We start from the raw sequence: 26,235 nt of genomic DNA on the forward strand, positions 1-26,235 counted from the left end.
ACACAAATGCCCGGCGTGGGGGCTGCCGGGCATCTGCGCGACGACGTGGAGGCGTCATCGAAAGGGGGTCACAGGATAAAGTCACCGACCCCCAATTGGATAAGGCCGGTCAGTTCAACATGGAAATCGGCGACACGGTCGCCATTGATGTCGCCCATCACGATGGTCTTGTCGTTCGCCGTACCGGCCGCATCCTGCAGGCTCCAGTTCAATTGGCCGCGAACGCCCGTGAACGCGGCGCCGGCCGTCGCGAGGAACGTGAAGGCCTGATTGCCGGAGAGCATTGTATTGGCGTCGATGGCCGAGAAATCGAACTTGTCCTGGCCAGGCGTGAAGTCCGTAATGACATCGCGGGTTGAGGCCGTCGTGCCCATTTCCGAGCTGGCGGTGAAGATGAAGATGTCATTGTCGGCACCTCCGGTCATTACATCGCGCCCGGCGCCGCCGGTGAGCCGATCCGCTCCCGCTCCGCCGATCAGGGTATCGGCGCCGCCCATGCCAAGCAGGATATCGTTGCCAGCCCCGCCATCGAGCACATTGGCGGCAGAAGAGCCGGTAATGGTGTCGTTGCCCGAGCCGCCCGTGACGTTTTCGATAGTGGCGAGCGTATCGCTCCCCGTCTGGCTGCTCGACGCCGTGCCATTGGTCAGGTTGACCGTGGCTGCTGCGCTGGTCGCAGAAAGATCATACCGATCCGTGCCACCATTGCCGGTATAGCGGTCGCTGCCATCGTTGAGTGTTGCGAAGAAAACATCGTTCCCATCGCCGCCATTGGCGGTGTCGTTGCCTTCATCGCCATAGATGAGATCGTCGCCCGCACCGGCCGATATCGTGTCATTGCCGGCAAGGCCGTGATAGATATCGGAGGTAGCCCTGGCCGCAAGATTGTCCGCACCGGCCGTGCCATTGATCGCATTGGAGGGCAGCAGATCCATGGCCGCGGTGCCTTGCGCCAGCTTGGTGCCATTGGTGGCCGTATAGCTGAAGGTCACCCCGGTATCGTTATTGGCCGGCGGCGTATAGGTCCATTGCCCGCCGCCAAGCGCGACAAGCGTGCCGATGGATGCGGTGAGCGAATTGATGGTCACCGTGCCGGTGATCCCACCGCCGACAAGTTCGGCAGTAGTGATCGTGCGCGCCGTATTCGCCATCAGCGGCGTGAGCGTCGTATTGGCCAGCACGTCGACCACCTGGGTCGTGGGCGCCGAGAAGATCGTCTCGGTTGTGGCGCTGCCGTCCCGATAGGAAACGGCGACCCGCACCAGTTGGTCCGCATCTGCCTGCACCAGGCGATAAGTCGCCGCCGTCGCGCCGGCAATATTGGTGAACACCGTGCCATTGCCGCGCTGCCATTGATAAGTGAACGCGCCCAGTCCATCGGGATCAGCGATCAGTGCCGTACCTGCGCTGAGGAGCACGTTTTCGACAGCCGTTCCGGCAATGGTCGGCGCCCCGGTCGGCGCTTCATTGACGTTGACCACCGTGAGCACGAGCGCCTTGGAGAAACTCAGCGCCCCGTCGGTTGCCGTTAAGGTCATGGCGATGGTCGCGCCCGCCTCGAAGTTCACCACCTGCCCCGCCTTGAGATAGAGCGCCCCGGTCGAGCTATCCACTTCGAAACGGGCATCCGACACGGTCACCACATTCATGCGCAGCAATGGGTCGGTATCGGGATCGATCACCGCGAGATCGGCGATCTTGGTCCGCACCGCCGTATTCTCCGGCAGCGCCGCCTGGTTGGAGACGACGATGTCGGTGGCAGCCCGGTTGGTCTGGATCTGCCGCACCGAAACGGTATGGCTGCCGATGGCACCGAGGTCGAGGGTCAAAATGCCATTGGCCTGACTGACGATCGAAGCGCCGGTTGCCTGATAGGTAAAGCCGGCGGTTTCCTTGAGGTCGATGACAACCTTGCCTTCGCCCGCAATAGTGAAGTCCAGATTGGTCCCGTCGCCGGTGAGGCTCACGAGCTGCGCCCGCGAACCGATCGAAGTGATATGGGTCACATCGTCCGCACTGGTGCCAAGTTGTACCGTGAATGTGCCGCCATCGGCATCGAGGAAGACGCTATCGGCATCATAGGCGTACCAGTTGGCAACAGACTTGATCGTCTTGCCGGCAAGGTCATCGAGATTGAGCGCGAACGTGCCCAATTGGCCCTGCTGCGGGGTCGCATGCATGGTGATCACATCACCGGCGACGCTGAAACCGAAATCGGCGCGCTCGAACGCTTTGATACGTGCCGCGAGGTCCGCCAGCGTCACGAATTCAGTGCCGGAGGTATAGGCGGCGGCAATGAAATTGGTGAACATCGCAGCCGTGTAAGGGGAGGGCTGGCCCGCATCAAGCGACCAAGTGGTGACGCCGTAGTCGTGCCAAGGCCAGACAACGATTGGCATGTCGGAATTGGCCGTGAGTTGGGCCCATTCGGCCGCCCATTTGGCCTCGGCTTGTTCCACCGTCAGTCCCAGCCAACCCATGAGGGTGAAGTCGAAGGACATGTTGGGGGCAATGTAGACTTGCCCATCCGCGCCCGGCGTCAGATAGCCGATGGCGCCGGGATAGCCCGCGCCGAGCATGGATGCCCCGCCGGAGAGATAGTCGTAGTACTGAATGATCTGCTGGGCCGGCAGCATCTGCTCGGGCATGCCCGGCACTGCCGCGCCACCGACGGAATAGCCAAGATTGGCCTCCAGCACCGCTCGGGCCGTAGCGAACTGGAACGTATAGGTCGCCTGGAGGAAGGCTTTCGAGGTCGCATCAAGCGCGCTGGGATTGGGCGCCGTGAGCACCTGCGCAAGTTTGGCATTGATCTGTTCGAGCGTCATCGACGCCAGCGCCTGACCCACGACACCCGGCCCGCCGGCCAGCGCCGCATATTGGGTAATGCGCTGATTAAGCAATTCCTGCGTCAGCACATTGGGCAGAAGCAGATTGGTATCTTCGGGATGCGTATAGGAATGGGATCCGATCTCGTTCCCCATGGCGCGCATGGCGTCATAGTACTGGCCCGAAATCAGCCAGTTGGTTTCCTGGTCCGGCGGATTGAAGCCCACATTGACATAGTAGGAGCCGACAAAATTGTAGTCGGTCTTCCACTGGTGTAGGAAAGGCAACATGGCATCATAGATGCCGCCATCGACATCGTATGTTTCCTGGCTCTGGTCCATGTCGTTGCGCGAGGCAAAGAGCGAGCTGTTGCGCGTCATGTTGAGCGAGACCGTCGGCCCGCTCGTCTCTTCATTGACCCAGTCGATGGCCTGGCCGAGGAGGTTGAGATCGCCCAGAAGTGCGTCGGTCGAAAAATGCACATTGCGACCGCCGGTGACTGAGCCGAGCACGGCTGCATGGGTCGTGCCGTTGACAACCTGCTCGGCAATCACGGTGACCGAACCAGCATTGGGATTTGCGGCTTCAAAATACGAGGTGGTGGCGCCGGTATAGGTGTGAATGGCGCCGTTCGGCCCATAGCCTTCGGTTATGGCATGACCCGTTGGGGTCGCCTCGACATTGACCGTTACGCCGCTTTCACCGCCGACACGATTGACCCCAAACAGGGTCTGCATGCGTTCATAGGCGTTGTTCGGCAAGCTTGCGTTGGACGCGTCATTGGTCATGAAGTCACCGGCCGCAATCAGCGAGACGTCGTACTGATAGACGAGCTTGCTCAGCACATCGTAGATGGCCTCATAATTGGCCGGCACATTGCGGAACGAGGGAAACACGATCGCGTCGTAATTGACCATCTTGGAGAGATCGGCCAGGTCCGCTTCCGACACGAGGTCGAACGGAATGCCGGCTGCCATGGCCTGGCTCTGGGCGGCCATGACCAGTTGGGAATAGGCCATCTGACTGAAGTAATTGTTGGCCGTGGTCTGGGAAAAGACGATGGCGATCTTGTTGCCCGTGTCGGTCACCGGCGGCAACGAAGCCGGGTCATAGACCGTATAGGCCGGCGAGAGATAATTGGCCGGCAGATAGACACTGTCATTGACGTCGGCGAGAATGCTGACCGAGGTGACTGCAGCGCCGAGCATGGCCTTGGGCACGGCAAATTCGATGGTCTTCCCATCCGGCCCGAGCTTGTAGTCGATGGTTCCGACGAGAGTCTGCCCGGCATTGCCCGAATAAAGCCGCGCGACCCCGTCCGAGCCGATATTGACGTTGAACTCGGCACCCCCGGCATAGCCGAAGACCTGCGTCCCGGTCGCTGTATTGCCGTCGGTGTTGAGCCAGAACGTCGTATTCGGCCCGATGGTCACTGCGCTCTTGAAGCCGAAGGTGAACTGGCCATCGCTAAATTGGCCGTAAAACTCATATCCGTCGACCGTGGTCATCGGCGTCTCAAGCCGCTGACTGGCCGTCCACTCCGTGAGCACGCCGTCAAATTGGCTGCCGGGGATCGAGGCCGGATCGACCAGCGTATAGCCCCCATTGGCATAAGTGGTGGGCAGGAAAACCGAATTATTGACGTCGGCCAGAAGTGTGATTGCCGTGACGGAAGCGCCGATCAGGCTGCGAGGGACGGCAAATTCCATGCTCATACCATCCGGCGCAATCTTGTAGTCGATCTCGCCGACAAGCGTCTGCCCATCGGCGCCGCTATAGAGCCGTGCGACACCATCGGCGCCGATGTTGACGTTGAATTCGGCCCCGCCGGCAAAGCCCCAGATCTGGTGGCCGGTCGCGACATTGGCATCGGTATTGAGCCAGAAGGTCGTATCCTGCCCGATGGCGACCGCGCTCTTGAGCGCAAAGACGAACTTGTCCTCGCTGACCGTGCCATAGAGCTCGTAGCCGGCAACGACGCCGGCCCCGCTATCGAGCCGCTGCGCGGCCGTCCATTCCGTCAGCAGCCCGTCATAGGGTCCGGGCGGCACCACGACCGGTGTCGTCAGCACATAGCCACCGCTCGAATAGCTGGGCGGCAGGAAGACGGAATTGTTGATATCGGCCAAGACCACGACGCTGTTGACTGAGGGGCCGAGCAGCGTCTTGGGCACGGAGAACTCCATGCTGAGTCCGCCCGGCGCTATTTTGTATTCAAGTGTAGCAACCAGCGTCTGCCCATCGGCCCCGGTATAGAGCCGGGCAACGCCGTCTGCCCCGATATTGACGTTAAACTCCGCGCCGCCGGCAAAGCCCCAGATCTGGTAGCCCGTCGCCGTATTGTTGTCGGTATCGAGCCAGAAGGTGGTGTTCGGCCCGATCGGCACCGCGCTCTTGAGCCCGAAGACGAAGCTGTCATCGGCCACCTTGCCATAGAGTTCATAGCCTGCGACGGTTTTTCCTGGGACATTGTCGAGCCGCTGATCGGCCGTCCATTCGGTAAGGAGGCCATCGAAGACGTTCGGCACAGGCGTCGTGATCGTATAGGCCGACTGCGTATAGTCGGCCGGCAGAAAGATCGAATTGTTGATATCGGCCATGATGCCGACACTCGACACACTGGCGCCCAAGAGGCTCTTGGGCAGCGCGATTTCCAGCACCTTGCGATCGGCACTCATCGAATAGGAGAGATCGCCAACCAGTGTCTGCCCGTCCGCCCCGGTATAGAGCCGCGGCACCCCATTGGCGCCGAAATTGACGTTGAATTCCGCACCCGCCGCAAAGCCCCAGACCTTGTAGCCGGTATTGATATTGGCATCTGTATTGAGCCACAGCGTCGAGGTCGCATTAATCGCCTGCGCCGAACTGAGGGCGAAATAGAAAACGTCCCCTTCCAACCGGCCATAAAGGGCATATCCGGCAATTGTGGTGGCGGGGGTTTCCAGCCGATCGTCGGCCGTCCAGTCAAGAAGTGCTCCGTCGAGAACAATGGTCATGATGGCTCCTACTCGATAGACGCTGCTATGGGGGTTGCGTGGAAAAGATCTGTTTGGGCGAAAATCTGTGAGGGTGGCGGCATTTCAAACCGCCAGAAATTGCCTGTCGGGGCGACCCAGAGGGCCGCGCGGACGTTGGTGGGGGAAAGGTCCTGCAGATAGGCCAGCCGGCTGAGCAAGGCCTCGTCCGACCGACCGGCAGCAATGGCCTTGGTCAGGAGGGATGCTTCGCCCGCAGCATCGCCCGAAAGACGGTAGAGCACGCGCAAGCGCGCGAAATCGGCGTCGCTGGGACTGGCATCATAGATCTGGCGCAGGGTCGTCGCCTCGCCGCGCATGTCGCCAAGTTGCCGGTAAAGATCAGCGAGCTGGCGCAGCGCTTCGGTATTGTCGACCTGCAATGCCGGCTGCTGCGCGATCAACATGGCCGCATTGTCGGGCTCGCGGGCCAGCATATAGAGCTTGAAGAGCATATAGCCCTCATAGCCATTGAGGGGCCGCTCATCTTCGACCGCAACAAGGGTATTGATCGCGTCGGCATACCGGCCTTCTGCCAAGAGGCCCTCGGCCTTTTCTTCGGTTCCAGGCAGCAGGGCCAGCGTACCGGCAAGGCTTACGACGGCGAGAAGCATGATCGCCAGCAAGGTTCTGTCCGGCCGTGTCGGCGTCGCCGGCGCGCCACGATAAAGCTGCTTGGGATCCTGAAATTTAGCGGGACCGGACATCGTCGAGCTCCCTCGTACCTATGAAGAGCGGAACGCCCAGCGCATGGGCATTCTTGTGCGCCAAGGCCATGGATTCGGCTGTGTCGAGATATTCGATGAGAAAGACAGGTTTGCCCGAGGCGAGGAACCGCTGCAGCGGCGTCAGACTGGCGCGCAACTCGCCTTTGGAATTGAGCGTGCCATCACCATCGAGGCCGAAGAACAGATCTTCCTTGCCCACCCCATCGATGACCGCTGCATATTCGGGATAGTTCAGCAATTCCTCGGCATTCTGGCCGACAATGATGAAACCCGGCTCCGCGCTTCGCGCATAGGCGGCAATGTCGGAGACGAACTCGACCATCAACTGCATGCGGCTGGCGCGCGACACCGCCGGATCGGAAACATCGAAGGCGTCGATGCGATCGAGATAGACCCCATCGAAACCGGCAGCGATAATGCTATCGAGATAGGCCTGCTGCCCGCCAAAGATGACGCTCTGCCAGGCCGGGTCCCAATACCGCACGGCATAATTTCCCGGCCAGTCCGGGTTCTCCTTGCCGAGCCAGCCAGGCGGCGAAGCCTGCCAGCTCCGGTTCCAATAGAAGCGATAGTCTTCCGCCTCCCCGATGCTGAGATAGGCCAGCACGATGCGCGAACCGCCATCGGGCTTGCGCTTCATGCTCATCACGTCAGATCTGCTGAAGGCCCGCTCCGCCGACCCATCGCGCGCATAGTCAATGACCATGAGATCATAGGGCGAATCCGCGACGAGATCGGGATCCACCATCTGCAACTGATATCCCCAGCTGCGGGCCTCGGCGAGGTTGGGGCGCGCCGGCGTGCCCAGGGTCGGGCTCGCCGCCACGGCCAGCGCCAGATGCATCATAACCGATGCGCCAAGCACCGGCACTGAATGCAGTCTTCCCGATCTGGAACTGAGAATTTCGCTGATACCCATCTTGTCCGCCGAACCCTGCGCAAGTCACTCCTGCGCCGGTCCCACAGATAGGACAGGGCCTCCAATGCGGCATTGACGGTCATCAATGCGGCCCGTCCCGCCCCCTCATAGCCTCACCTCAAACGACCTGCCGTATCAGGGCCGTCATTTTGGGAGTGCTGTCATGAACGAGCATATCAGTGCAAAGACCTTGGTCCCCGATCCCGCCGTTCATGGCACCGGCAGCACCGTCGCCATCAGAACCCTGCAGATCGCTGCGATCATCGGCGAAATCCTCCTGAGCGCCTACGCCCTCGGCGGCAATGGCTGGGGCACGGTGGCCCTTGGACATCTGGGCATCGTCGCTGCCCTCGTCTTCGTGATCATCGGCCTTGAACGTGCCAGGATCGACACCGGCTCGCTCCAGACCTTCACTCTCCTCACCTTTGCCGGCGGCCCCATAGGCGCCGCAGCGGCCCTGCTTGGCGACCAGCACTTCTGGAGCCCCAAGGCCGATGCGCTGGACAAGTGGTACAACACCATCGCCCCCATCGAAGAGCCTGCCGTCACCCTCGTCGACATGATTATCGACGGACGTCTCGTCAGTCCCCAGACCCGCCTGCCACGCCCATATGATGCGCTTCTGAGCACGGGGACCATGCAGGAAAAGCAAGGACTCCTGGCCTATCTCGCCATCGAAGACGACGAAAAATTCGTCGAGGTTGCGCTGGCCCTGGCCCTGCGCAGCACCGATCAGCGCGTCCGCGTCCAGGCCGCCGCCGTCGCCGCCCATACCCGCGGCCGCAGCCGGCGCCGTCAATTATCGAACATGAGTCAAAACGTCATCAAGTCAGCCCTCGGTCGCCCCGCGGCGATCTGAATACGGCGGCGCACACCGTCCTGCGAAATTTTGGGGAGTTTCAATTATGTGGCGTGACGTGAACATGATGCCGGCCAATGCGCCGGAGCGCATCGCCGATGTCTGCCTGATTGCCGAGGGTTGCTACCCCTATGTCGCCGGTGGCGTCTCCACCTGGATCGACTGGCTGATCCGCTCGCATCCCGAACTGACCTTCTCAGTGCTGGCGATCCTGCCGAGCGCCCCGACCAGCGAACCGCGTTACGCCAGGCCGGAAAATCTGCTTTCGATCGACCATGTCCGGCTCGATGACAACAATATGGGCACGACCCATGACTGGCCTGCCGCGACCCCCGAATATGCCGGCGAGCTCATCGGCCACCTCCTTACCGATGGGGACACGCGCCAGCTTAGCGAATTGATGAAACTCCTCGGCCCGCCGGGCAAACGCGTCTCGCTCGATACCCTGCTCAACTCCCCCGAGGCCTGGCAGACCATGTGCTACCACTATGGCTCCATGGCCCATGCATCGTTCCTGGGCTATTTCTGGGCCTGGCGCACGCTGGTCGGCGGCCTCTTCCGGGTATTGACATGCCCCCTGCCCCAGGCCCGCATCTATCATGCCGTCTCTACCGGCTATGCCGGCCTCATCGGCGCCCGCGCCGCCATCGAAACCGGCCGCAAAACGCTCATCACCGAACACGGCATCTATTCCAACGAACGCCGGATCGAAATCCTGATGGCGGACTGGATTTCCAACAGTATTGACAATGGCCTCGACCTTTCCGATGACCGCAAGGATATTCGCGAACTCTGGGCCCGCAGTTTCGAGAGCTTTGCCCGCGTCGCTTACAATTCGGCCACTGAGATCGTGGCGCTTTACGAGGCCAACCAGACCTTCCAGCTGGCGCTCGGCGCCGGCCCCGAAAAGCTCAGCGTCATCCCCAACGGCGTCGATTCCGAACGCTTCGGCAAGATCAAGCCGGTCTCGCATGATCGTCCCACCATCGCCTTTATCGGCCGGGTGACGCCCATCAAGGACGTCCAGACCTTCATCGATGTCGCCGAACGGTTGCGCCGCGGCTTCCCCGACATTCAGGCCCTCATCATCGGCCCCATGGATGAAGATCCCGAATATGCCCAGAGCTGCATCAGCGAGGTCAATCGGCGGCAATTGGCGGACACGGTGTCCTTCACCGGTCCGGTGAACGTGGTCGACTATCTCGGCCGCATCGACGTTCTGGTTCTCACCAGCATCAGCGAGGCCCTGCCCCTCGTCATCCTCGAAGCCGGAGCGGCGGGCGTTCCCTGCATCGCGACCGATGTCGGAGCGTGCCGCGAAATCCTCGAAGGCAGGGCCCATGATGACGAGCCCATTGGCCCCGGCGGCATGGTGGCTCCGGTTGGCGCCAATGACGAAATCGCCACGGCCATTGGCCTCCTGCTGGCCGACCGCCAGCGCCTCCGCATCTATGGCGACAATCTACAACGCCGCGTGCGCAAACACTATCGCGCCGAGGCCGTCGCCGAGGCCTATGGCGCACTCTATGGGCGCAATTTCGCGCCTCAACCCCAAATGGTGTCATGATGGCCGGGATCGGGTTTGCACTGAAAAAGCTGAGCAGCCAGGACAACCTGGCCTCGCGTTCCCTGGCCGGCGGCCATGCGATCATGATCGCTTCGGGTCCCTGGATCGTCATCATGGTCGGCTTGGCCATGCTCCACATTCTCGGACGGCCTTTGCTCGATCCCATGGACCTCAAGGTATTCAGCATCCTGGTGATCTACAGCTTCGCCCTGTCCCTGGTGATCACCTCGCCCATCTCGCTCGATGCGACGTTGCGCGTCTCGCGCATTCTGTTCCAGCGCCGCTTCGAGGAGGTGCACGGCATCTATCTTGCCGCCGTCTTTATCACGACATTGCTCTCCCTGATCGGCGGCACGGTTGTCTTTTTCCTGCTCATCGGCCTGCCGCTCGGCCTGGGCCTGGCAGCGATCATCTGCGTGGTTCAGGTGTCCCATCTCTGGCTCGCCATGTCCTTCGTCGCCGCCATCAAGCAATATGGAACAGTCACCTCGGCCTTTGCGCTTGGCCTCAGCTGCTCCATCATCTTCGGCACATCGGCGGCCGCACTGGGCAACGGCCCCGGCGGCATGCTCATTGGCTTCAGCATCGGGCTCTGCATTTCCTTCTGCATCCTCAATTTCCTCATTCTCAAGACCTTTCCCGGTCCCCTGACTGCCCTGCGCGACCTGCCCGCAAAGCTGCGCGAAATGCGTCCCGTATCGGCAACATTCATTGCGGCTGGCGTATGCAGTGCCCTCGCCGTTTGGATCGACAAGATCATCGTCTGGCAATCGAATGAGGGAACCGCCGTTGCCGATGGTCTCATCTATTCGGCCCGCTACGACAGCCCCATGTTCATGGCCTATCTCTCCATCGTGCCGGTGATGTCGATCCTGGTGGTCTGGCTCGAAACGACCTTCTTCAACAATTACCGCCACTATCGCGACATCGTGCATTCGGGCGGAACCCTGCGTCAGATCGACGAACAGCGCGCGAGCCTGGCGCAGAACGCCGTTGACACGGTCTTCTCCGCCTTCCTCATCCAACTCACGATCAGCGTTTCCCTGGCGGTGATGGCGCCGCTCCTCGCCGATCTCCTCGGCCTGCCCTATGATGCCATTTCCGTCCTGCGTCTGGCGCTTGTAGGGGCCGCCTTCCACTTCCTGTTCCAGGCAAGCTGCGGGGTGATCCTCTTCGTCCAATACGGCAAGGCCTATCTCTGGCTGCAGGTCCTGTTCCTGGTCCTGAACGCAGCCGGCACGGCGATCATGCTGAGCAATCCGGACTATCTCGGGCTCGGCTATGTGCTGGCCTCGATTGCAAGCGGAACCCTGGCCTATGCCGCCATGCGCCAGGCCTTGGGTACGCTCAATCGCCTGACCTTCGTCGTCAACAATCCAGCCATCTCCGGCTGACCCCGGCACAATCAGATTTCACGAGGATTCCATGAGCAGCGAAAATCCGGTTGTTTCCGGCAATTTCAGAGAGCCCGCGGTAACAGCGTTTTCGTCGTCTCGATCAAATGTGCTTGCCTTTGCCGAAGGTGTTCTGCTCCTCGGTGGCGTAGCCCTCATCCAGCATTCGGGGTTGATGTCCTTTGCCTCTTGGCCGGTGCATCCATACCTCTTCATCGCCGTTCTGCTCAGCGCGCAATATGGTGTCCTTGGCGGCGTCCTCGCCGCCATGGGCGCAACGGCAATCTCCTATTTCAACGGCCTGCCGGCGCGCCCCTTCGACATGTCCCATGCGGAATATTTTCGCCTGACCTGGGCTGATCCGCTTTCCTGGGTTATCGCCGCGCTCATGGTGGGTATCGTGACCTCCCATCGCAGCAGAATGCTAGAGGAACAGGGCGAGCAATTGCGCAAGGCACTGATGGCCGAGCGTCTGATCGCGGCCCAATATCAGGTGCTGGCCCAACGCACCCACAAGCTGGAGCGTAGTCTGGCCGGTCGTGCCGACTTGTCGGCCCCGGATAGCCCACTCCCCTTGGCTGACGCCGGCAAAGGTCGGAGCCGGACTTCACCGAGAACGAAGCACAAGTCAGTTCCCTCGGTCGGCAGCTAGGGCATAGGCTATCCCGCAGGCCGTCCCGGCAGCTATGCCCTAAACAACGGAAAGCCGTGGTCTAGCCTTCGAGCTCGGGCCACATCCGGCGGGCCGTGATACTGGCTTCCACCCTGTTGCGCACATGCAGCTTCGAAAACGTGTTGGAGAGGTGAAACTTCACCGTCCGCTCGGTAATATCGAGGCGGGCGCCGATCTCGCGATTGCTGAGACCTCGCGCCAGATATTGCAGCACCTGCGTTTCCTGCTTTGAGAGCTTTGCATCGCCCGCCGGCCCCGAGGCCGAAGGCTTGCCCTTCAGCATGCCCATCAGGCGGCCGAACATGTCATCGGGAATGACGCTCTCGCCATTGTTCACCTGCCGCACGATGCTGCGCATATCCGAGCCCGTCGTGCCCTTGAACACATAACCATGGACCCCCGCCTCGACGGCGCGCGCAATATCTTTGTCATCCTCTGAAGCGGTGACCACGACGATCCGGGTCTCGGGATGAGCGCGCACAATATCGGGTATGCGCCCAAGACCATCATCGGACATCTGCGCATCCAGCAGCAGCACGTCCGGTCGCAGCGATGCGACGAGTTCGACCGCTTCGGCGGCGCTGGCCCCCTCGCCGACAGCCGCGATATCGCCATCGACCGTCACGGCCTGGATCAATCCAGTGCGGAACATCGGGTGGTCGTCAACGACCACGATCCTGATCATTTTAGGAACGATCGTTGCCGGAGGCTAGACATTGCGCACCCACATTTCGAGCCGTGTCTGGCCATCCTTTTGCACAAAGGCCAGATTGCCGCCGATGCTCTGGACGCGCGCGCGCAAACCGTAGAGCCCGATTCCCCTGTGTTCGGCATGCCCCGCATAGTCCGTCAGGTTCTTGTTGGTTATCGACAACTTCAGCACCCCTCCCTGCATTGTCGCAGTCAGCGTCTGCTCCTCCGGCAGCCCATGGTGGAACGCGTTATTCAGACCCTCTTGGATGAATCGATAGACACAAACGCATAATTCGGGAGCAGCATGAACCGGTTCGATGCGACTGTCCACGGCGATGTCGATGCCGGTGCGCCGCGTATGCTGCTGCACGGCGCGATCGATAACCTGAGCTAGATCGAGGTCCTCGATATCGGGCAGGACCAGCGCCAGGGCGATGGCGCGAATTTCCGACAACGCGCCCCCCAAAGTGGTCTCTATCTCGGCAACGACCACCTCCCGGTCGCTCTTCTTTGCCAGCCGCCTTATCTGATCGAGCCGCAGCACGGCAAAGCCGATCGTCTGCGCCGGCCCGTCATGCAGGTCCGTGCCGATGGTGCGCAAATGTTTGTCGGTAAACTCGGTCACGCTCAGCGAAGCGCGCTGCGCCACCGCCTTGAGTTCGCGGTGCCGCACCGCGCGCTGATGGGATTGCGCCAGTCGCCGCGTCAGAATGCGGCCCTGCCGCTCGATCTTGCGGCTGCCCTCGAGCACGATGCCAAAGAGTGCGGCCATGACGATGATGCCGATAGTGGCCGCGGTGGCCCAACTCGACAGTGTCAGTGACCAGAGATCCTTTTCGAGCGATGTGGTGACTTCCCTGAGTTGGGCCACCGCAGCGATGTCACCGGTCTCGCGATGAATCAGCGGAAAATAGATCTCGATGAAATCGGTGTCGAACCCGTGCTCGGCGTAATCCTGCGAGCCGACATCGGTGAAATCGACGCCAATCTCTCCTTCGAAGGCGCGCTGCACCCTGAAGGGCATCTCCAGTTGCCGCGCCTCGAGCTGCGGGCTGTTGGAATAAAGGATGGTGCCATCCGGCCGCCAGAGATCGAGATACGGGAATTCGGCGAGGAGGGTTTCACCCTCCATCATCGCGTCCAGCGCCTGCCGGTCACTGTCCATGAGGCTCCCGTCCGGCGCCAGCTGCTGGACATGCGGGGCAAGCATCCCCTCGACGAGCGCCGGCACCACTGTGCCGCGTCGCGCGAGCGTGATTTCAGTCATGGCGCTGGTGATCAGCACGCCGCAGAGGAGCATGGCGGCCACGGTGACGACACTGCCATAGAGGGCAAAACGGTTGGCAAGCGGTAGCCGGCCCCATCGCTTGCGCAACCGCCTGAACACGCCTCGCCGGTCGGTCAAATCTTGCTCCGCACGCAACGCCGTTCCCCAACCAAGTCGATAATATACCTACAGTATTCCCCCGACCAGTCCTCCCCCCAAACAGGGGATGGGAGCCAGATTTGATCGAGATCAAAATAAATTGGCGACGGTCCAGCAGGATAAGAAGCAATACTGACAATTGAACTCATCAATTGCCTCATAGAGCCCCTGTTCTTAAGTCCAGTTTTTGACGGACCGAAAGTCTAGTCCAAGGCCCGACCTTTATGCCGCCGATCGGCTAGACGTTCCGACCTGACGCTCGGCGACGATGTTGGGCACTATCCTAATCAAGTTTGAGGCCGTGGCAGTCGCCATGGCGATTGGATGGTGAAGGCCGCCTGTTGCGGGCTGCCTTTGTGCCGGAGGGGAAGTGATGGTTACCTACATCAAGAGCGACCTGGAATTCATTCTCAAGCAGATCAAGATTGCCGAAGCGCATGCGGCGGGCCAGCCTCTTTACGGACCTGGCGGCCTGATCCCCACCTATAACCTGGCCTGGGGCCTGCGCACTGTAAACGGCGAGTACAACAACCTGCTGCACCCCGAATGGGGCTCCGCCGACAATCCTTTCCCAGAGCCGCTCGGCAACGACTACCGCGATGTGGCGGGCGGCCCCCTGGACATGAATGGCCCCGCCCCCGGCGGCGTGGTTCCGACAGAGCCGAACTACAATCCGTCCACCAATCCCAATTCCATTGTGGTGGACGGCTCCGTCCGCACGATTTCCAACCTGATCGTTGATCAGACTCTCGACAATCCCGCTGCCATCATGGTCGCGCTGCAGCGCGCCGGCATCGTACCTCCCCCGGGCATGACGCTGCTGGATATCGCCATCAGCATTCGGGACACATATCAGCCGGTGAAGCCGTTCGTGGAAGCTGCCGAGGCTGCACATGTAGCAGACGTGAACGCGCAACGCACATTGGCGGCAGCGATGGCTACTCTTCCCCCGGGAGACCCAGCTATTGCGGCGGCCCAAACCGCAGCAAACGCAACGGCCGCCGCGTCCGCAGCGGCCGACACCGCCTTGGCGGAAAATCGTGTCGATCTCGACCTGATGCTCACCGAAAACGGCATCAAGATGGATGGCGACAATATCTCGCTGCCCAATATCGCGCCCGACGAAGGCCTTTCGGCCTCATTCAATTCCTGGTTCACCCTTTTCGGCCAGTTCTTCGACCATGGCCTCGACCTTGTCGGCAAGGGTGGCAGCGGCACGGTATTCATCCCGCTCTCGCCCGATGATCCGCTCTACGACCCCACGAGCCCGACCAATTTCATGGTGCTCACCCGCGCTACGGTCGGAGCCGGTCCCGACGGCATTCTGGATAATCCCGATACCCTCGCCGTTGAAAGCACGGACGATGTCCGTCCGATCAACACCACGACGCCTTTCGTCGACCAGAACCAGACCTATACCTCGCACGCCTCGCATCAGGTTTTCCTGCGCGAATATATCCTCGTCGACGGCAAGCCGCAGGCGACGGGCGGCCTGCTTGATGGCGCCAATGGCGGCCTGCCCACATGGGCCGAAATCAAGGCGCAGGCCAAGGCCATGCTGGGCATCGACCTGACCGACTATCACGTCGGCAACCTGCCCCTGCTCGCCACCGACGAGTATGGCAATTTTATTCCTCACCCCGTAACGGGCTTTGCCCAGGTGGTGATGGTTGGCAATCCGCCGACCCTGGCCTCGGGCACTCCGGCAAACCCGCTCAGCCTCGTCACGGTCACCCCTGACGATGCCAGCGACACGGACTCGCTACCGCAGGTCACGCACCTCGCCGTCCGCACTGGCCACGCCTTCCTCGATGACATCGCCCATACCGCGGTTCCGGTCGGCAAGATCGCCGATGGCGACATCGAAATCGGCCTCGCCAATACCGACGGCTCACCGGTCAGTACGTCTTATGACAACGAACTGCTGGACGCCCACTACGTCACCGGCGACGGCCGCGGCAACGAAAACATTGGCCTCACCGCCGTCCACCACGTGTTCCACTCCGAACACAACCGGCTGATGGCCCATACCAAGGATGTGGTCCTCGCCACCAACGATCTCGCCTTCATCAACGAATGGCTCGACGTCGGCCTGACCTCGCTGGCCCAGATCGATACCGAAGCCGAGCGCACCGCGCTCAAGAACGATATCGGCCGCTGGGACGGAGAGCGCCTCTTCCAGGCCGCCAAGTTCGGCACCGAGATGCAGTATCAGCACCTCGTCTTCGAAGAGTTCGCCCGCAAGATCCAGCCCAATATCAACGTCTTCCTGGTTCCTGACGGCTACGACGTCACTATCGATCCAACGATCCTCGCCGAGTTCGCCCATGTCGTCTACCGGTTCGGCCATTCCATGCTGACCGAGACGATCGACCGCTACGATCCTTCCTTCACCCCCGATCAGATCGGACTCATCGAAGGCTTCCTCAATCCGCTCGAATTCGCCTCCCTGCCCGACGATCAGATGGCCGGCTCGATCATCCGCGGCATGACGCGTCAGGTGGGCAACCATATCGACGAATTCGTCACCAGCGCCCTACGCAACAACCTGCTCGGCCTGCCGCTCGATCTCGCGACGATCAACCTCGCCCGCGGCCGCGATACCGGCGTGCCCTCGCTCAACGAGGCTCGCCGTCAGTTCTACGAGGCAACCGGCAACGACGCGCTGCTCAAGCCCTATACAAGCTGGGTCGAGTTCGCGAGCCATCTCAAGCATGAAGCCTCGATCATCAACTTCATCGCCGCCTATGGCACTCATGCCCTGATCACCGGCGAAACCACGATCGAGGGCAAGCGCGATGCCGCCATCACCCTCATTCTGGGCGAGGCATTCGGCAAATTCGCGCTCATGGATCCTCCGTTCGTCATGCCGGCGGATCGCGAAGATTTCCTCAATGGCACCGGCGCCTATGGCGCCGCCGGAGCGCTCGGCGGCCTCGAAAATGTCGATCTCTGGATTGGCGGCCTGGCCGAAGCCACCACGCCCTTCGGCGGCATGCTCGGCTCCACCTTCAACTTCGTTTTCGAAACCCAGATGGAGAAGCTGCAGAACGGCGACCGCTTCTACTATCTGCAGCGCCTCGATGGTCTGCACCTCTTCGGCGAGATGGAAGCAAATTCCTTTGCCGCCATGATCATGCGCAATACCGACGCGACGCACCTGCCGTCCGACGTGTTCTCGACACCCGGCCTCATTCTCGAAGTGGATCAGACGAGGCAATTCAACGACCTCGACGGCAACGGCACGCTCGAAAGCACTGACCCAGTCGGCGATGGTCTGCTGACTCAACTGGTCATTCGCAACAACCCGGCGACGCCGGGCACCGATACCAACTACCTGCGCTATACCGGCGGCGACCACGTCATCCTGGGCGGCACCAACAATGCCGACATCATGATTGCGGGTATCGGCGACGACACGCTTTTTGGCGATGGTGGCAATGACAATCTCGAAGGCGGTCACGGCAACGACATCATCAATGGCGGGGACGGCGACGATATCATCCGCGACATGGGTGGTGACGACAATATCAAGGGCGGCGACGGCAACGACGCCATCCATGCCGGCCCGGGGCTTGATCTGGTTCTCGGCGGACGCGGCCAGGATTTCGTCATCCTCGGCACCGATATGGGCTCGGAAGTCTTCGGCGGCGAAGGCAATGACTTCATTCTCGGAAACAAGAACGCCGAACGTATCCTGGGCAATGAAGGCGACGATTGGCTCGAAACCGGCACCTTCGACGGCGCCCCCGGCGACAATTTTGACGAAATCTTCGCCCATGACGGCATCCGCGGCAACGACGTCTTTCTCGGCGATGGCGGCTTCGACGAGTTCATCGGCGAAGGCGGCGACGATATCATGGTGGGCAGCCCCGGCCGCGGCAAGATGGCGGGCATGTCCGGTTTCGACTGGGCGACATACAAGGACAATGTCGCCGGCGTGAATGCCGACCTCTCCATCCCCATCGTATTCGATGAGTCTCCCGTTCTCCCCCAGAACGCCGCGCTCGATGAATACGAATCGATGGAAGGCCTCTCCGGCTCGGCCTTCGACGACATTCTGAAGGGGTCCGAAGAAGACGCTACCACCCGCGTCCCTGCCGACCAGGGCGGCTCGACCGGCTACCTCGGTAGCGCCCTCGACGCGCAGGGCATTGCCCTCATCAACGGCCTGCAAGCGGTCCTCGGCACCGGCGTCACCTCGTTCCTTGCCGGCGACATTATCCTCGGCGGCGACGGCAGCGACGAAATCCAGGGCAATGCCGGCGATGACATCATTGATGGCGACAAGTGGCTCGACGTACAGATCGGCGTCTTCGCCGCCAACGATCCGAACCACACCGGCACGCCGCTGCGTCTCGTCAAGAGCATGAAGGAGCTGACCACCGACGTCTTTGCCGGCCTCGTCAATCCCGGCCAACTCGCCATCGTCCGCACGATCCGCACCGACACCACGCCCGGCGATATCGACACGGCCGTCTTCCGCGACGTCAGCACCAATTTCTCCTTCTCGCTCGACGCCGACGGCAGGCTCGTGGTCTCGCATGCGATCGAAGATGGCATCGAGGGCACCGACACCCTCTCCGGTATCGAGCGCCTGCGCTTCACCGACGGCACCTATGCCCTCATCATGGGCACCCCGTTCAACGACAATGGCGGGACTGATGCCGCTACCGACCGCCCCGTCCTCAATGGCACGGATGCCAATGAGATCATCGTCGGCCTCGCCGGCAGCGACATTCTCAACGGCAATGGCGGCAATGACGTCCTGATCGGCGGCACCGATGCGGCACCTCAAGTCGTCATCAACGACACCTTCGGCACGGCCGCAGCCGGCTGGACCGAAACAGGCGACGTAACCACCGGCACTGTCCTCACCAGTGGACAGATTCGCATCACCGGCGGCGCGCTCGTCTTCGGCGACAATGACAACGATCCGGGCAATGGTGGCGCGCAGATACAACGCACGCTCAATCTGGCAGGCGCCAATGCCGTCACTATTGCCTATTCCTATGCGGAAAACAGTTTTGACAATGGCGAGACCGTCCAGGTTCAGTTCTCCGCCAACGGCACCACATTCACCACTATCCAGACCATAGACGGCGACTCCGGGAGTGGATCGTTCAATGTCCAACTCTCTGGACCATTCCTCCCCACGGCAGCGATACGTTTCGTTGTTGCCGGCACAAACAACAATAGCAGCAATGATACCGTCGCTATCGACAATCTGGTCATCACCGCGCTGCGCGGCGACCAACTCAATGGCGGCCTCGGCAACGATACCTATGGCTTCGGCCTTGCCGACGGCAATGACATCATCACCGAGACCGGCGGTACCGATCGTATCACCATCGCCCGCGGCACTGCGGCCGTCCCGCTCGCGGCCCTGACCGCCGTCCGCCAAGCCAATGGCGACCTGACCCTCGGCTTCAACGGCCAGACCGTCACGGTAGTCGATGAATTTGACAACGTCGCCAATCGCGTCGAACTGGTGAACTTCAGCAACAATGTCTATGGCGGCACCGTGCTCGCCGGCGACTATGCAATCAGTTTCGACACCAATGACGACGACGACGGCGACGGTGTCGACGAGCTCGGCCCCGTCGATCCCAATACTAGCTCTCTCGTCATCGGCACGACGGCCGGAGACAATCTCCTCGGTAGTGGCGAAAACGACGTCCTCTTCGGCGGTGCCGGCAACGACACGCTCACGGGCGACGGCGGCAATGACCTGCTCATCGGTGGCGCCGGCAATGACGATATGATCGGCAATGACGGCGACGACACTTATGAAGTCAATGCCGCTGGCGACGACATCACCGAAAATGCCAATGAAGGCATCGACACGGTCATGGCGTCGATCAACTACGATCTCGACGACCTCAATCTCGAAAACCTGATGTTCACGGGCACGGCCAACCTGAATGGCGATGGCAATGCCAACGCCAACCAGATCACCGGCAATGCGGGCAACAACAACCTGAACGGCCTTGGCGGCAACGACATCATCGATGGTGGTGCCGGCAACGACACGCTCACGGGCGGCGCCGGCAGCGACACGATCATTGGTGGCCTGGGAACAGACACCGCCGTCTTCGCCGGCGCGGCCAGTGCCTATGACTATGCCGTCAACGCGGCGGGCCAGCTCGTGGTCACGCATCGCAATGGCGGCGCCGACGGCACGGACACGCTGACCGGCGTCGAAATTCTCTCGCTCAATGGCACCACCTACACCATCGTCACTGGCACCAATGTTGACGACCCGGCTCTCAACGGAGCTAGCGGCGCCAATAATAGCCAATTGGTGCTTGGCCTCGACGGCAACGACACGCTCAATGGCGGCGCCGGCAATGACATCCTGCTCGGTGGCGCTGGCGACGATATCCACAATGGTGGAACGGGCAGCGACGTCATGGGCGGGGGCGCCGGCAACGACACCTATAATGTCGACAGCACGGGCGATATCGTCGATGAAGCGGCCAATGCTGGCATCGACCTGGTCAATTCCTCGGTCAGCTTCACCTTGGGTGCCAATGTCGAAAACCTGACGCTGACCGGCACGACCGATGGCGTCAACGGCACCGGCAACGCGCTCGACAACACCATCAACGGCAATGGCGGCGAAAATCAGCTCTTTGGCGGCGCAGGCAATGACATCATCAACGGCGGGGCCGACAACGACCTGCTTGATGGCGGCACCGGCAACGACACACTCAATGGCGGAGCGGGCAACGATTCCATCATTGGCGGCGAAGGCGACGACACCATCACCGTCAGCGATGGCAACGATACCCTGCGCTATACTGCCAACGGCTTCGGTGCCGACATCGTCAACGGCTTCGATGCTGACGCTGCGGGCGGCCAGGATCTTATCGACCTCACCGGCATGGGCGTCACCACTGCCAATTTTGCCACCCGCGTCTCGATCGCCGATGTGACCGGCCCGAACGGCGCCCTCATCACTATCGATGGCGGCACTGCCGGAACCGGCGGTACCATCCGCCTCAACGGTGTGACGGCGGCATCGCTGACCCAGGCCGATTTCGTGCTCGCCACGACGACCACGAATACCATTACGGGCAACGACACCGCACAGACCCATCTAGGCACCAATGCTGCCGAAACCATCAATGCCAATGGAGGCAATGACACGGTCAATGCCAGCGGCGGCAATGACGTCGTCAATGGCGGAGAAGGCGCCGACATCCTCAACGGCGGCGACGGCAACGACACCCTGACTGGCGGCTTGGGCGCCAATACGGGCACCTTTGCCGACAATTTTGACGGCACCACGTCCTATACCGACAACAACGGCACGCTGCTGTTTAACGGCGGTTGGACCGAAGGCGGCGGTGAAAATACCGACGAGGACGGCGGCGACATCCAGATCAATACGGCCAATGGAAGTCGCCTGCATTTCGAACAAGGCATAGACGGCGGCGAGTTCATCCAACGCGCCTTCGATCTCACCGGTGCCACATCCGCTTCCGTACAGTTCGCCTATGTCGGTGACAGCAGCTTGACCGGCGATGAGAACGTAACCGTCCAGGCCTGGAACCACACGACCAACGATTGGCAGACTCTAACCGGAGGAGCGCTGAACACGACCAGTGGCAACTTCAATGTGGCCCTGTCGGCCGCGCAGATCGGCCCCCAGTCCGCCATCCGCTTCATCGCGAACGGCAACTGGGACGACGGTGACAATTTCTTCATCGACAACTTCGTGGTCACGGCCTCGGGCACTAATCTCGGCGCGGACACCATCAATGGCGATGCCGGCGATGACACGATCATCTGGAATGCCAATGCGGCCAATCCCACCGACGGCCGTCAGGTCGTCAATGGCGGCACTGAAGGCCTCGCCGGCGACACCTTCGTGATCAACGGCCGGACGGGTGCTGAAACCTACACGATCTTCACCCGTGCCGCCTTTGCCGCGATTGTTGGCAATAGCCTCGCCAACTTCAACGCCGCGACGGAAATCATCGTCACCCGCAACGGCACCAATAATGCCTCCGTGATCGCCGAGCTGCGGGAAATCGAGGAAATCCGCATCAATGGGTTTGATCCCAACGGCACCGGTTCTCCGGGCGGCGACACCTTCAATATCGTGGGCGACTTCTCGGCCACGAGCCTGCGCCTCAACACCATCACCATCGATGGCGACGTGGGCGACGATACGATCGACATATCGTCCTTGAGTTCCGCCCATCGCATCGTCTTCAGGTCCAATGGCGGCCACGACACCATCATCGGCACGTTGCGCCCACAGGATGTCATCGAACTGCCGCCGGGCACGACCATGGACGACTTCGTCGAGACCACGGACGAGAACGGGGTCACCACCCTCAGCGATGGCGAACACTCGATCCGCTACGTCTCCCACGGCGGCCCGCCGATCATCGACGATGACGATGACGATGAGGACGACAACGATCACGGCCCAGGCGACGACGATGACGACGACTGGGACGACGATGATGATGGTGATGGTGATGCCCCTGGAGTGGGTGGTCCGGTACTTGGCACGCCGCAGGATGATGTGTTGCTGGGAACCTCTGGTGGGGACCTGGTGTTCGGCTTTGCCGGGACGGACTACATCATCGCCAATGCCGGTGTGGACGTGATCCGGGCGGGTGCCGGTGATGACTTCGTCGATGCCGGGTCAGGCCGCGATATCATCTTTGCCGATGATGGCGATGACGATGTCTTCGGCGGCGATGACGACGACCTGATCTATGGCGAAGGTGGCCATGATCGGCTGTTCGGTGGCTCGGGCCATGACCTGATCGATGGCGGGGACGGCAATGACACCGTCTTCGGCGGCGCCGGCAACGACCTCTTCGTCGGCTCGCATGGCGATGGCAACGACACCTATTATGGTGGCGAGCTCTCGGGCGACAGTGGCAATGACACGCTGGACCTCGCCTTCCTCACCGCCGATGCGGTTGTGGATCTCGGCACCGGCGTGGGTGGTCGCGGCAGCGCGGTCTCGACGGAGAGCGGGGTAGACACGCTCTATGGCATCGAGAATGTCGTGACCGGCTCGGGCAATGACACGATCATCATGTCCAATGCCGTCAATGTGGTGGATGGCGGAGCGGGCGAAGACATCTTCGTCTTCGGTTCCACTGCCGCCGCCCATGGCGACACCATCCGCGGCTTTGAAGCCGGCGACAAGATCGACCTCTCGGGGATCGATGCCAATGCCGGGGTGGCGGGCAACAATGCCTTCACTCTCGAAAGCGGCCAGGCCGCAACCGCACCGGGCCAGATCGTGATCACCCATGAGACGCGCGAGGATGGGGAATATACCGTCATCTCGGGCAATACCGCCGGGGACAATGCACCCGAGTTCCGCATCAGCATATCAGGCAACCACAACCTGACCGGCACCGACTTCAACCTTTAGCCTCCAACTGCCCGGCCGGTTCCAACCGACCGGGCTTTTTCTTCTTCCAAAAGACCATCCATCCATTCTTCGGGGGCCGATCATGGCATCGACAAAGGTTTTAGCCGAACATCGCGGCGACGAGATGCTGCGCAAGGAGTTCAAGGGCGTCGCGGTCTTCCTGTTCTGGATCTCGGGCATCATCAATGTGCTGGCCCTGACCGGCTCGTTCTACATGCTGCAGATCTATGATCGGGCTCTCACCAGCGGCTCCATCCCCACCCTCTTGGCGCTCTCCATTCTCGTCATCGGCCTCTATCTCTTCCAGGGCGTCTTCGACATCGTGCGCAGCCAGCTCCTCGTCCGCATCGGGGCACGCTTTGATCGCATGCTGGCCCCCATCGCCCATCGCGTCAGCGTCGACATGCCCCGCTTCGGCTTTTCCACAGGCGAAGCACTGGAACGCGGCCGCGATGTCGACACCATCCGCACCTTCATGGGCAGCCAGGGCCCGGTGGCCCTCTTCGATCTGCCCTGGGTGCCGCTCTATATTTTGTTCGTCTACTTCCTCCACCCCGTCCTCGGCGCCCTGACCCTGGGCGGTGCCTTCGTCCTGACCCTCCTCACCATCTGGACCGAACTCAAGTCGCGCAAATTGGCCGCCGCGGCCCAACAGGCCTTTCTCACCCGCAATGCCGTGGCCGATTCCAATGCCCGCAATGCCGATATCCTGAAGGCCATGGGCTTTGCCGGCCGCGCCGTCAGCCGCTTCAACGAGGTCAACCAGGACCATCTGACCCTGCAAACCCGCGCCAGCGATGTCATCGGCACCTTTGGCGCCTTCTCGCGCATTTTGCGGATGGTGCTGCAATCGGCTTTGCTCGGGGTCGGTGCTTACCTGACGATCCAGGGCCAGATGTCTGCCGGCGCCATCATCGCCGTCTCGGTCGCCTCCTCTCGCGCTCTCGCCCCCATCGACATGGCCATTGGCAATTGGAAAGGCGTCGTCGCCGCCCGCCAGGCGTTCAAGCGGTTGCGCGATACCATGGTCGCCCTCGCGGGCATGACCAAGCCGCTCGACCTGCCGGCCCCGACCAAGTCGCTCAAGGTGGACAAGATCTCGGTGGCCGCTCCCGCCTCTGGTCGCGTGTTGTTGACCGAAGTCGCCTTCGAGCTCAATGCCGGCCAGGGTCTTGGGGTGATCGGTCCCAGCGGCGGCGGCAAGACCACGCTCGTGCGCGCCCTTACCGGCATCTGGCCATCCCTGCGCGGCGCCATCCGTCTCGACGAGGCCGACCTCACCCAGTGGGATGAAGAAAAGCTCGGTCAATATATCGGCTATCTCCCCCAGGACGTGGCGCTTCTCGATGGCACGATCGTGGAAAACATCACCCGCCTCTCGCCCCAGCGCGATGCCCGCGCCATTGTCGCGGCCACAAGAGCCGCCGGCGTCCACGAGATGATCGTCAGGCTCCCCGATGGCTATGACACCCAGCTCGGTCCCATGGGCACCGCCCTCTCGGCCGGCCAGCGCCAGCGCATTGGTCTCGCCCGGGCCCTTTACGGCGATCCCTTCGTTGTCATCATGGACGAACCCAATGCCTTCCTCGATGCCGAGGGCGAAGCGGCACTGAACCTGGCCATCCGCCAGATCCGGGCCCGCGGCGGCATTGCCGTGGTCGTTGCCCATCGCCCCTCGATCCTGGCCGAAGTCGACATGGTCGCCGTCATCCAGAACGGCAGGCTCACCGCCTTCGGCCCCAAGGACGAGATCGTCGCCGGCCAGCGCCAGGCCAATGTCAACACCAATGCCAATGGCCTCAAGGTTGTCGAGCCGCGTACGGAAACAGGAGGCATGGCATGATCATCGAGGCCAAATCCAGCCAGCAGCAGCAGCAAAAGACCGATCCAGCGGACCTGAGGAAAAAGCTCGAGTTCAACGTCCCTGAAAAGGCCTCGCGCCTGCCGGTCTATATCGCCCTCTTCTTCACCGGCATTGCCGCCTACATAAAGAGCGCCTTCCCCGCCGGAGCCCAGGACCATGCTCCTGCCGGCGCCGAGCCCAATCCTGCCGCCAATAGTGGCGCCCCGCGCGGCACCCGCCAGGAGCCCGGCGGTCCCGGGGTCGATCTCATGACCACCGGCTCCATCGAGGAGGAGCAACAGCCCAGAAGCGCGGTGCGCCATGCGGCCGGGGACTGGGACGAGGCCTTTACCATGCCCGACCCCATCGCCTTCCACTATACCGCGGCCTCCTTCGACTTCCTCGGCCCCAATGTCGCCCCCTTCTTCCCTGCTGCCGTCCACTACCGGCCGCAGAACGACAATGCCGCGCTCGTCGATCGCGCCGAACCGAACATCACCACCTCTCCATCGGCCCCCAAACCGCATCATGACACGGCTCCCACCGACCTCACCGAGAACAATGGCCCGGACAGTGCCAATGACGACGACGAAGACGACGACGAAGATCAGGACCAAAGCCAAAATCGTGCCCCCACCGTGCTCGGCCCCGTCCGCCTCAACGACGTCTTTGCCGGCCAGGTGGTCCTGATCGGTCTCTCCCAACTGCTCTTCGGGGCCAGCGATCCCGACAATGACATCCTGACCATCAACGACCTCACCGCCTCTGGCGGCACCCTGGTGCAGACCAATCACGGCTGGTCCTTCATCACCGTGCCGGGCATGCTCGGCCTTGTCACCTTCACCTATGAGATCAGCGACGGCCTCCTCCACATCGTC

12 protein-coding genes are annotated in these 26,235 nt (G+C 61.6%); 7 read left to right on the forward strand and 5 right to left on the reverse strand.

What is annotated here, in order from left to right; translation table 11 throughout:
* Positions 1-68: 68 nt before the first annotated feature.
* Genes J7557_RS21380 through J7557_RS21390 form a run of 3 tightly spaced genes read right to left on the reverse strand, consistent with a single transcriptional unit; the run spans position 69 to position 7,490 of the window.
* A complete protein-coding gene (locus J7557_RS21380; RefSeq protein ID WP_291422463.1) occupies positions 69-5,825 on the reverse strand; it encodes a M10 family metallopeptidase C-terminal domain-containing protein in 5,757 nt (1,918 codons plus the stop codon).
* 8 nt (positions 5,826-5,833) lie between these two features.
* Complete coding sequence (locus J7557_RS21385) at positions 5,834-6,550, reverse strand: hypothetical protein (protein ID WP_291422465.1); 717 nt, start codon at positions 6,548-6,550, stop codon at positions 5,834-5,836.
* Positions 6,534-7,490, reverse strand: coding sequence for an MJ1477/TM1410 family putative glycoside hydrolase (locus J7557_RS21390; RefSeq protein ID WP_291422468.1), 957 nt, complete (start codon positions 7,488-7,490; stop codon positions 6,534-6,536). Before J7557_RS21390 ends, J7557_RS21385 begins: the two co-directional genes overlap by 17 nt.
* A 163-nt stretch (positions 7,491-7,653) precedes the next feature.
* On the opposite strand from J7557_RS21390, the gene J7557_RS21395 reads away from it, so the two are divergent.
* From J7557_RS21395 to J7557_RS21410, 4 genes are read left to right on the forward strand one after another with little or no spacing between them, the layout of a single operon-like run.
* Positions 7,654-8,349: a hypothetical protein gene (locus J7557_RS21395; RefSeq protein ID WP_291422470.1), complete on the forward strand. Its 696-nt coding sequence runs from the start codon at positions 7,654-7,656 to the stop codon at positions 8,347-8,349.
* A 46-nt stretch (positions 8,350-8,395) separates the two neighbouring features.
* On the forward strand, positions 8,396-9,916 hold the full coding sequence (gene pelF, locus J7557_RS21400) for a GT4 family glycosyltransferase PelF (RefSeq protein WP_291422471.1): 1,521 nt from the start codon (positions 8,396-8,398) through the stop codon (positions 9,914-9,916).
* Positions 9,913-11,310: an exopolysaccharide Pel transporter PelG gene (gene pelG / locus J7557_RS21405; RefSeq protein ID WP_291422473.1), complete on the forward strand. Its 1,398-nt coding sequence runs from the start codon at positions 9,913-9,915 to the stop codon at positions 11,308-11,310. Before pelF ends, pelG begins: the two co-directional genes overlap by 4 nt.
* 31 nt (positions 11,311-11,341) lie before the next feature.
* Positions 11,342-11,962 (forward strand): hypothetical protein, encoded by a 621-nt coding sequence (locus J7557_RS21410; RefSeq protein WP_291422475.1) that lies wholly within the window; start codon positions 11,342-11,344, stop codon positions 11,960-11,962.
* A 61-nt stretch (positions 11,963-12,023) separates the two neighbouring features.
* Here J7557_RS21410 and J7557_RS21415 read toward each other — a convergent pair whose 3' ends face one another.
* Positions 12,024-12,668, reverse strand: a complete 645-nt coding sequence (locus tag J7557_RS21415; protein ID WP_291422477.1) for a response regulator transcription factor — start codon at positions 12,666-12,668, stop codon at positions 12,024-12,026.
* A 24-nt stretch (positions 12,669-12,692) separates the two neighbouring features.
* Entirely contained in the window at positions 12,693-14,081 is a 1,389-nt protein-coding gene (locus J7557_RS21420) for a histidine kinase (RefSeq protein WP_291422479.1), read from the reverse strand.
* Between the two features lie 394 nt (positions 14,082-14,475).
* Here J7557_RS21420 and J7557_RS21425 point away from each other — a divergent pair, with 394 nt between their 5' ends.
* The 3 genes from J7557_RS21425 to J7557_RS21435 form a co-directional block, all read left to right on the forward strand.
* Positions 14,476-23,514: a peroxidase family protein gene (locus J7557_RS21425; protein ID WP_291422481.1), complete on the forward strand. Its 9,039-nt coding sequence runs from the start codon at positions 14,476-14,478 to the stop codon at positions 23,512-23,514.
* Between the two features lie 82 nt (positions 23,515-23,596).
* Positions 23,597-25,357 (forward strand): type I secretion system permease/ATPase, encoded by a 1,761-nt coding sequence (locus J7557_RS21430; protein WP_291422483.1) that lies wholly within the window; start codon positions 23,597-23,599, stop codon positions 25,355-25,357.
* The coding region (locus tag J7557_RS21435; RefSeq protein WP_291422485.1) for a cadherin-like domain-containing protein at positions 25,354-26,235 on the forward strand (882 nt) is incomplete at its 3' end. The genes J7557_RS21430 and J7557_RS21435, both read left to right, overlap by 4 nt.

The organism is Devosia sp., from assembly GCF_017744655.1.
Lineage (GTDB): Bacteria > Pseudomonadota > Alphaproteobacteria > Rhizobiales > Devosiaceae > Devosia.

Bases quoted from the DNA above. Each gene is read 5' to 3' on its own strand.
- J7557_RS21380 (WP_291422463.1), bottom strand. From the start codon at position 5,825: ATGACCATTGTTCTCGACGGAGCACTTCTTGACTGGACGGCCGACGAT.
- J7557_RS21385 (WP_291422465.1), bottom strand. From the start codon at position 6,550: ATGTCCGGTCCCGCTAAATTTCAGGATCCCAAGCAGCTTTATCGTGGC.
- J7557_RS21390 (WP_291422468.1), bottom strand. From the start codon at position 7,490: ATGGGTATCAGCGAAATTCTCAGTTCCAGATCGGGAAGACTGCATTCA.
- J7557_RS21395 (WP_291422470.1), top strand. From the start codon at position 7,654: ATGAACGAGCATATCAGTGCAAAGACCTTGGTCCCCGATCCCGCCGTT.
- pelF (WP_291422471.1), top strand. From the start codon at position 8,396: ATGTGGCGTGACGTGAACATGATGCCGGCCAATGCGCCGGAGCGCATC.
- pelG (WP_291422473.1), top strand. From the start codon at position 9,913: ATGATGGCCGGGATCGGGTTTGCACTGAAAAAGCTGAGCAGCCAGGAC.
- J7557_RS21410 (WP_291422475.1), top strand. From the start codon at position 11,342: ATGAGCAGCGAAAATCCGGTTGTTTCCGGCAATTTCAGAGAGCCCGCG.
- J7557_RS21415 (WP_291422477.1), bottom strand. From the start codon at position 12,668: ATGATCAGGATCGTGGTCGTTGACGACCACCCGATGTTCCGCACTGGA.
- J7557_RS21425 (WP_291422481.1), top strand. From the start codon at position 14,476: ATGGTTACCTACATCAAGAGCGACCTGGAATTCATTCTCAAGCAGATC.
- J7557_RS21430 (WP_291422483.1), top strand. From the start codon at position 23,597: ATGGCATCGACAAAGGTTTTAGCCGAACATCGCGGCGACGAGATGCTG.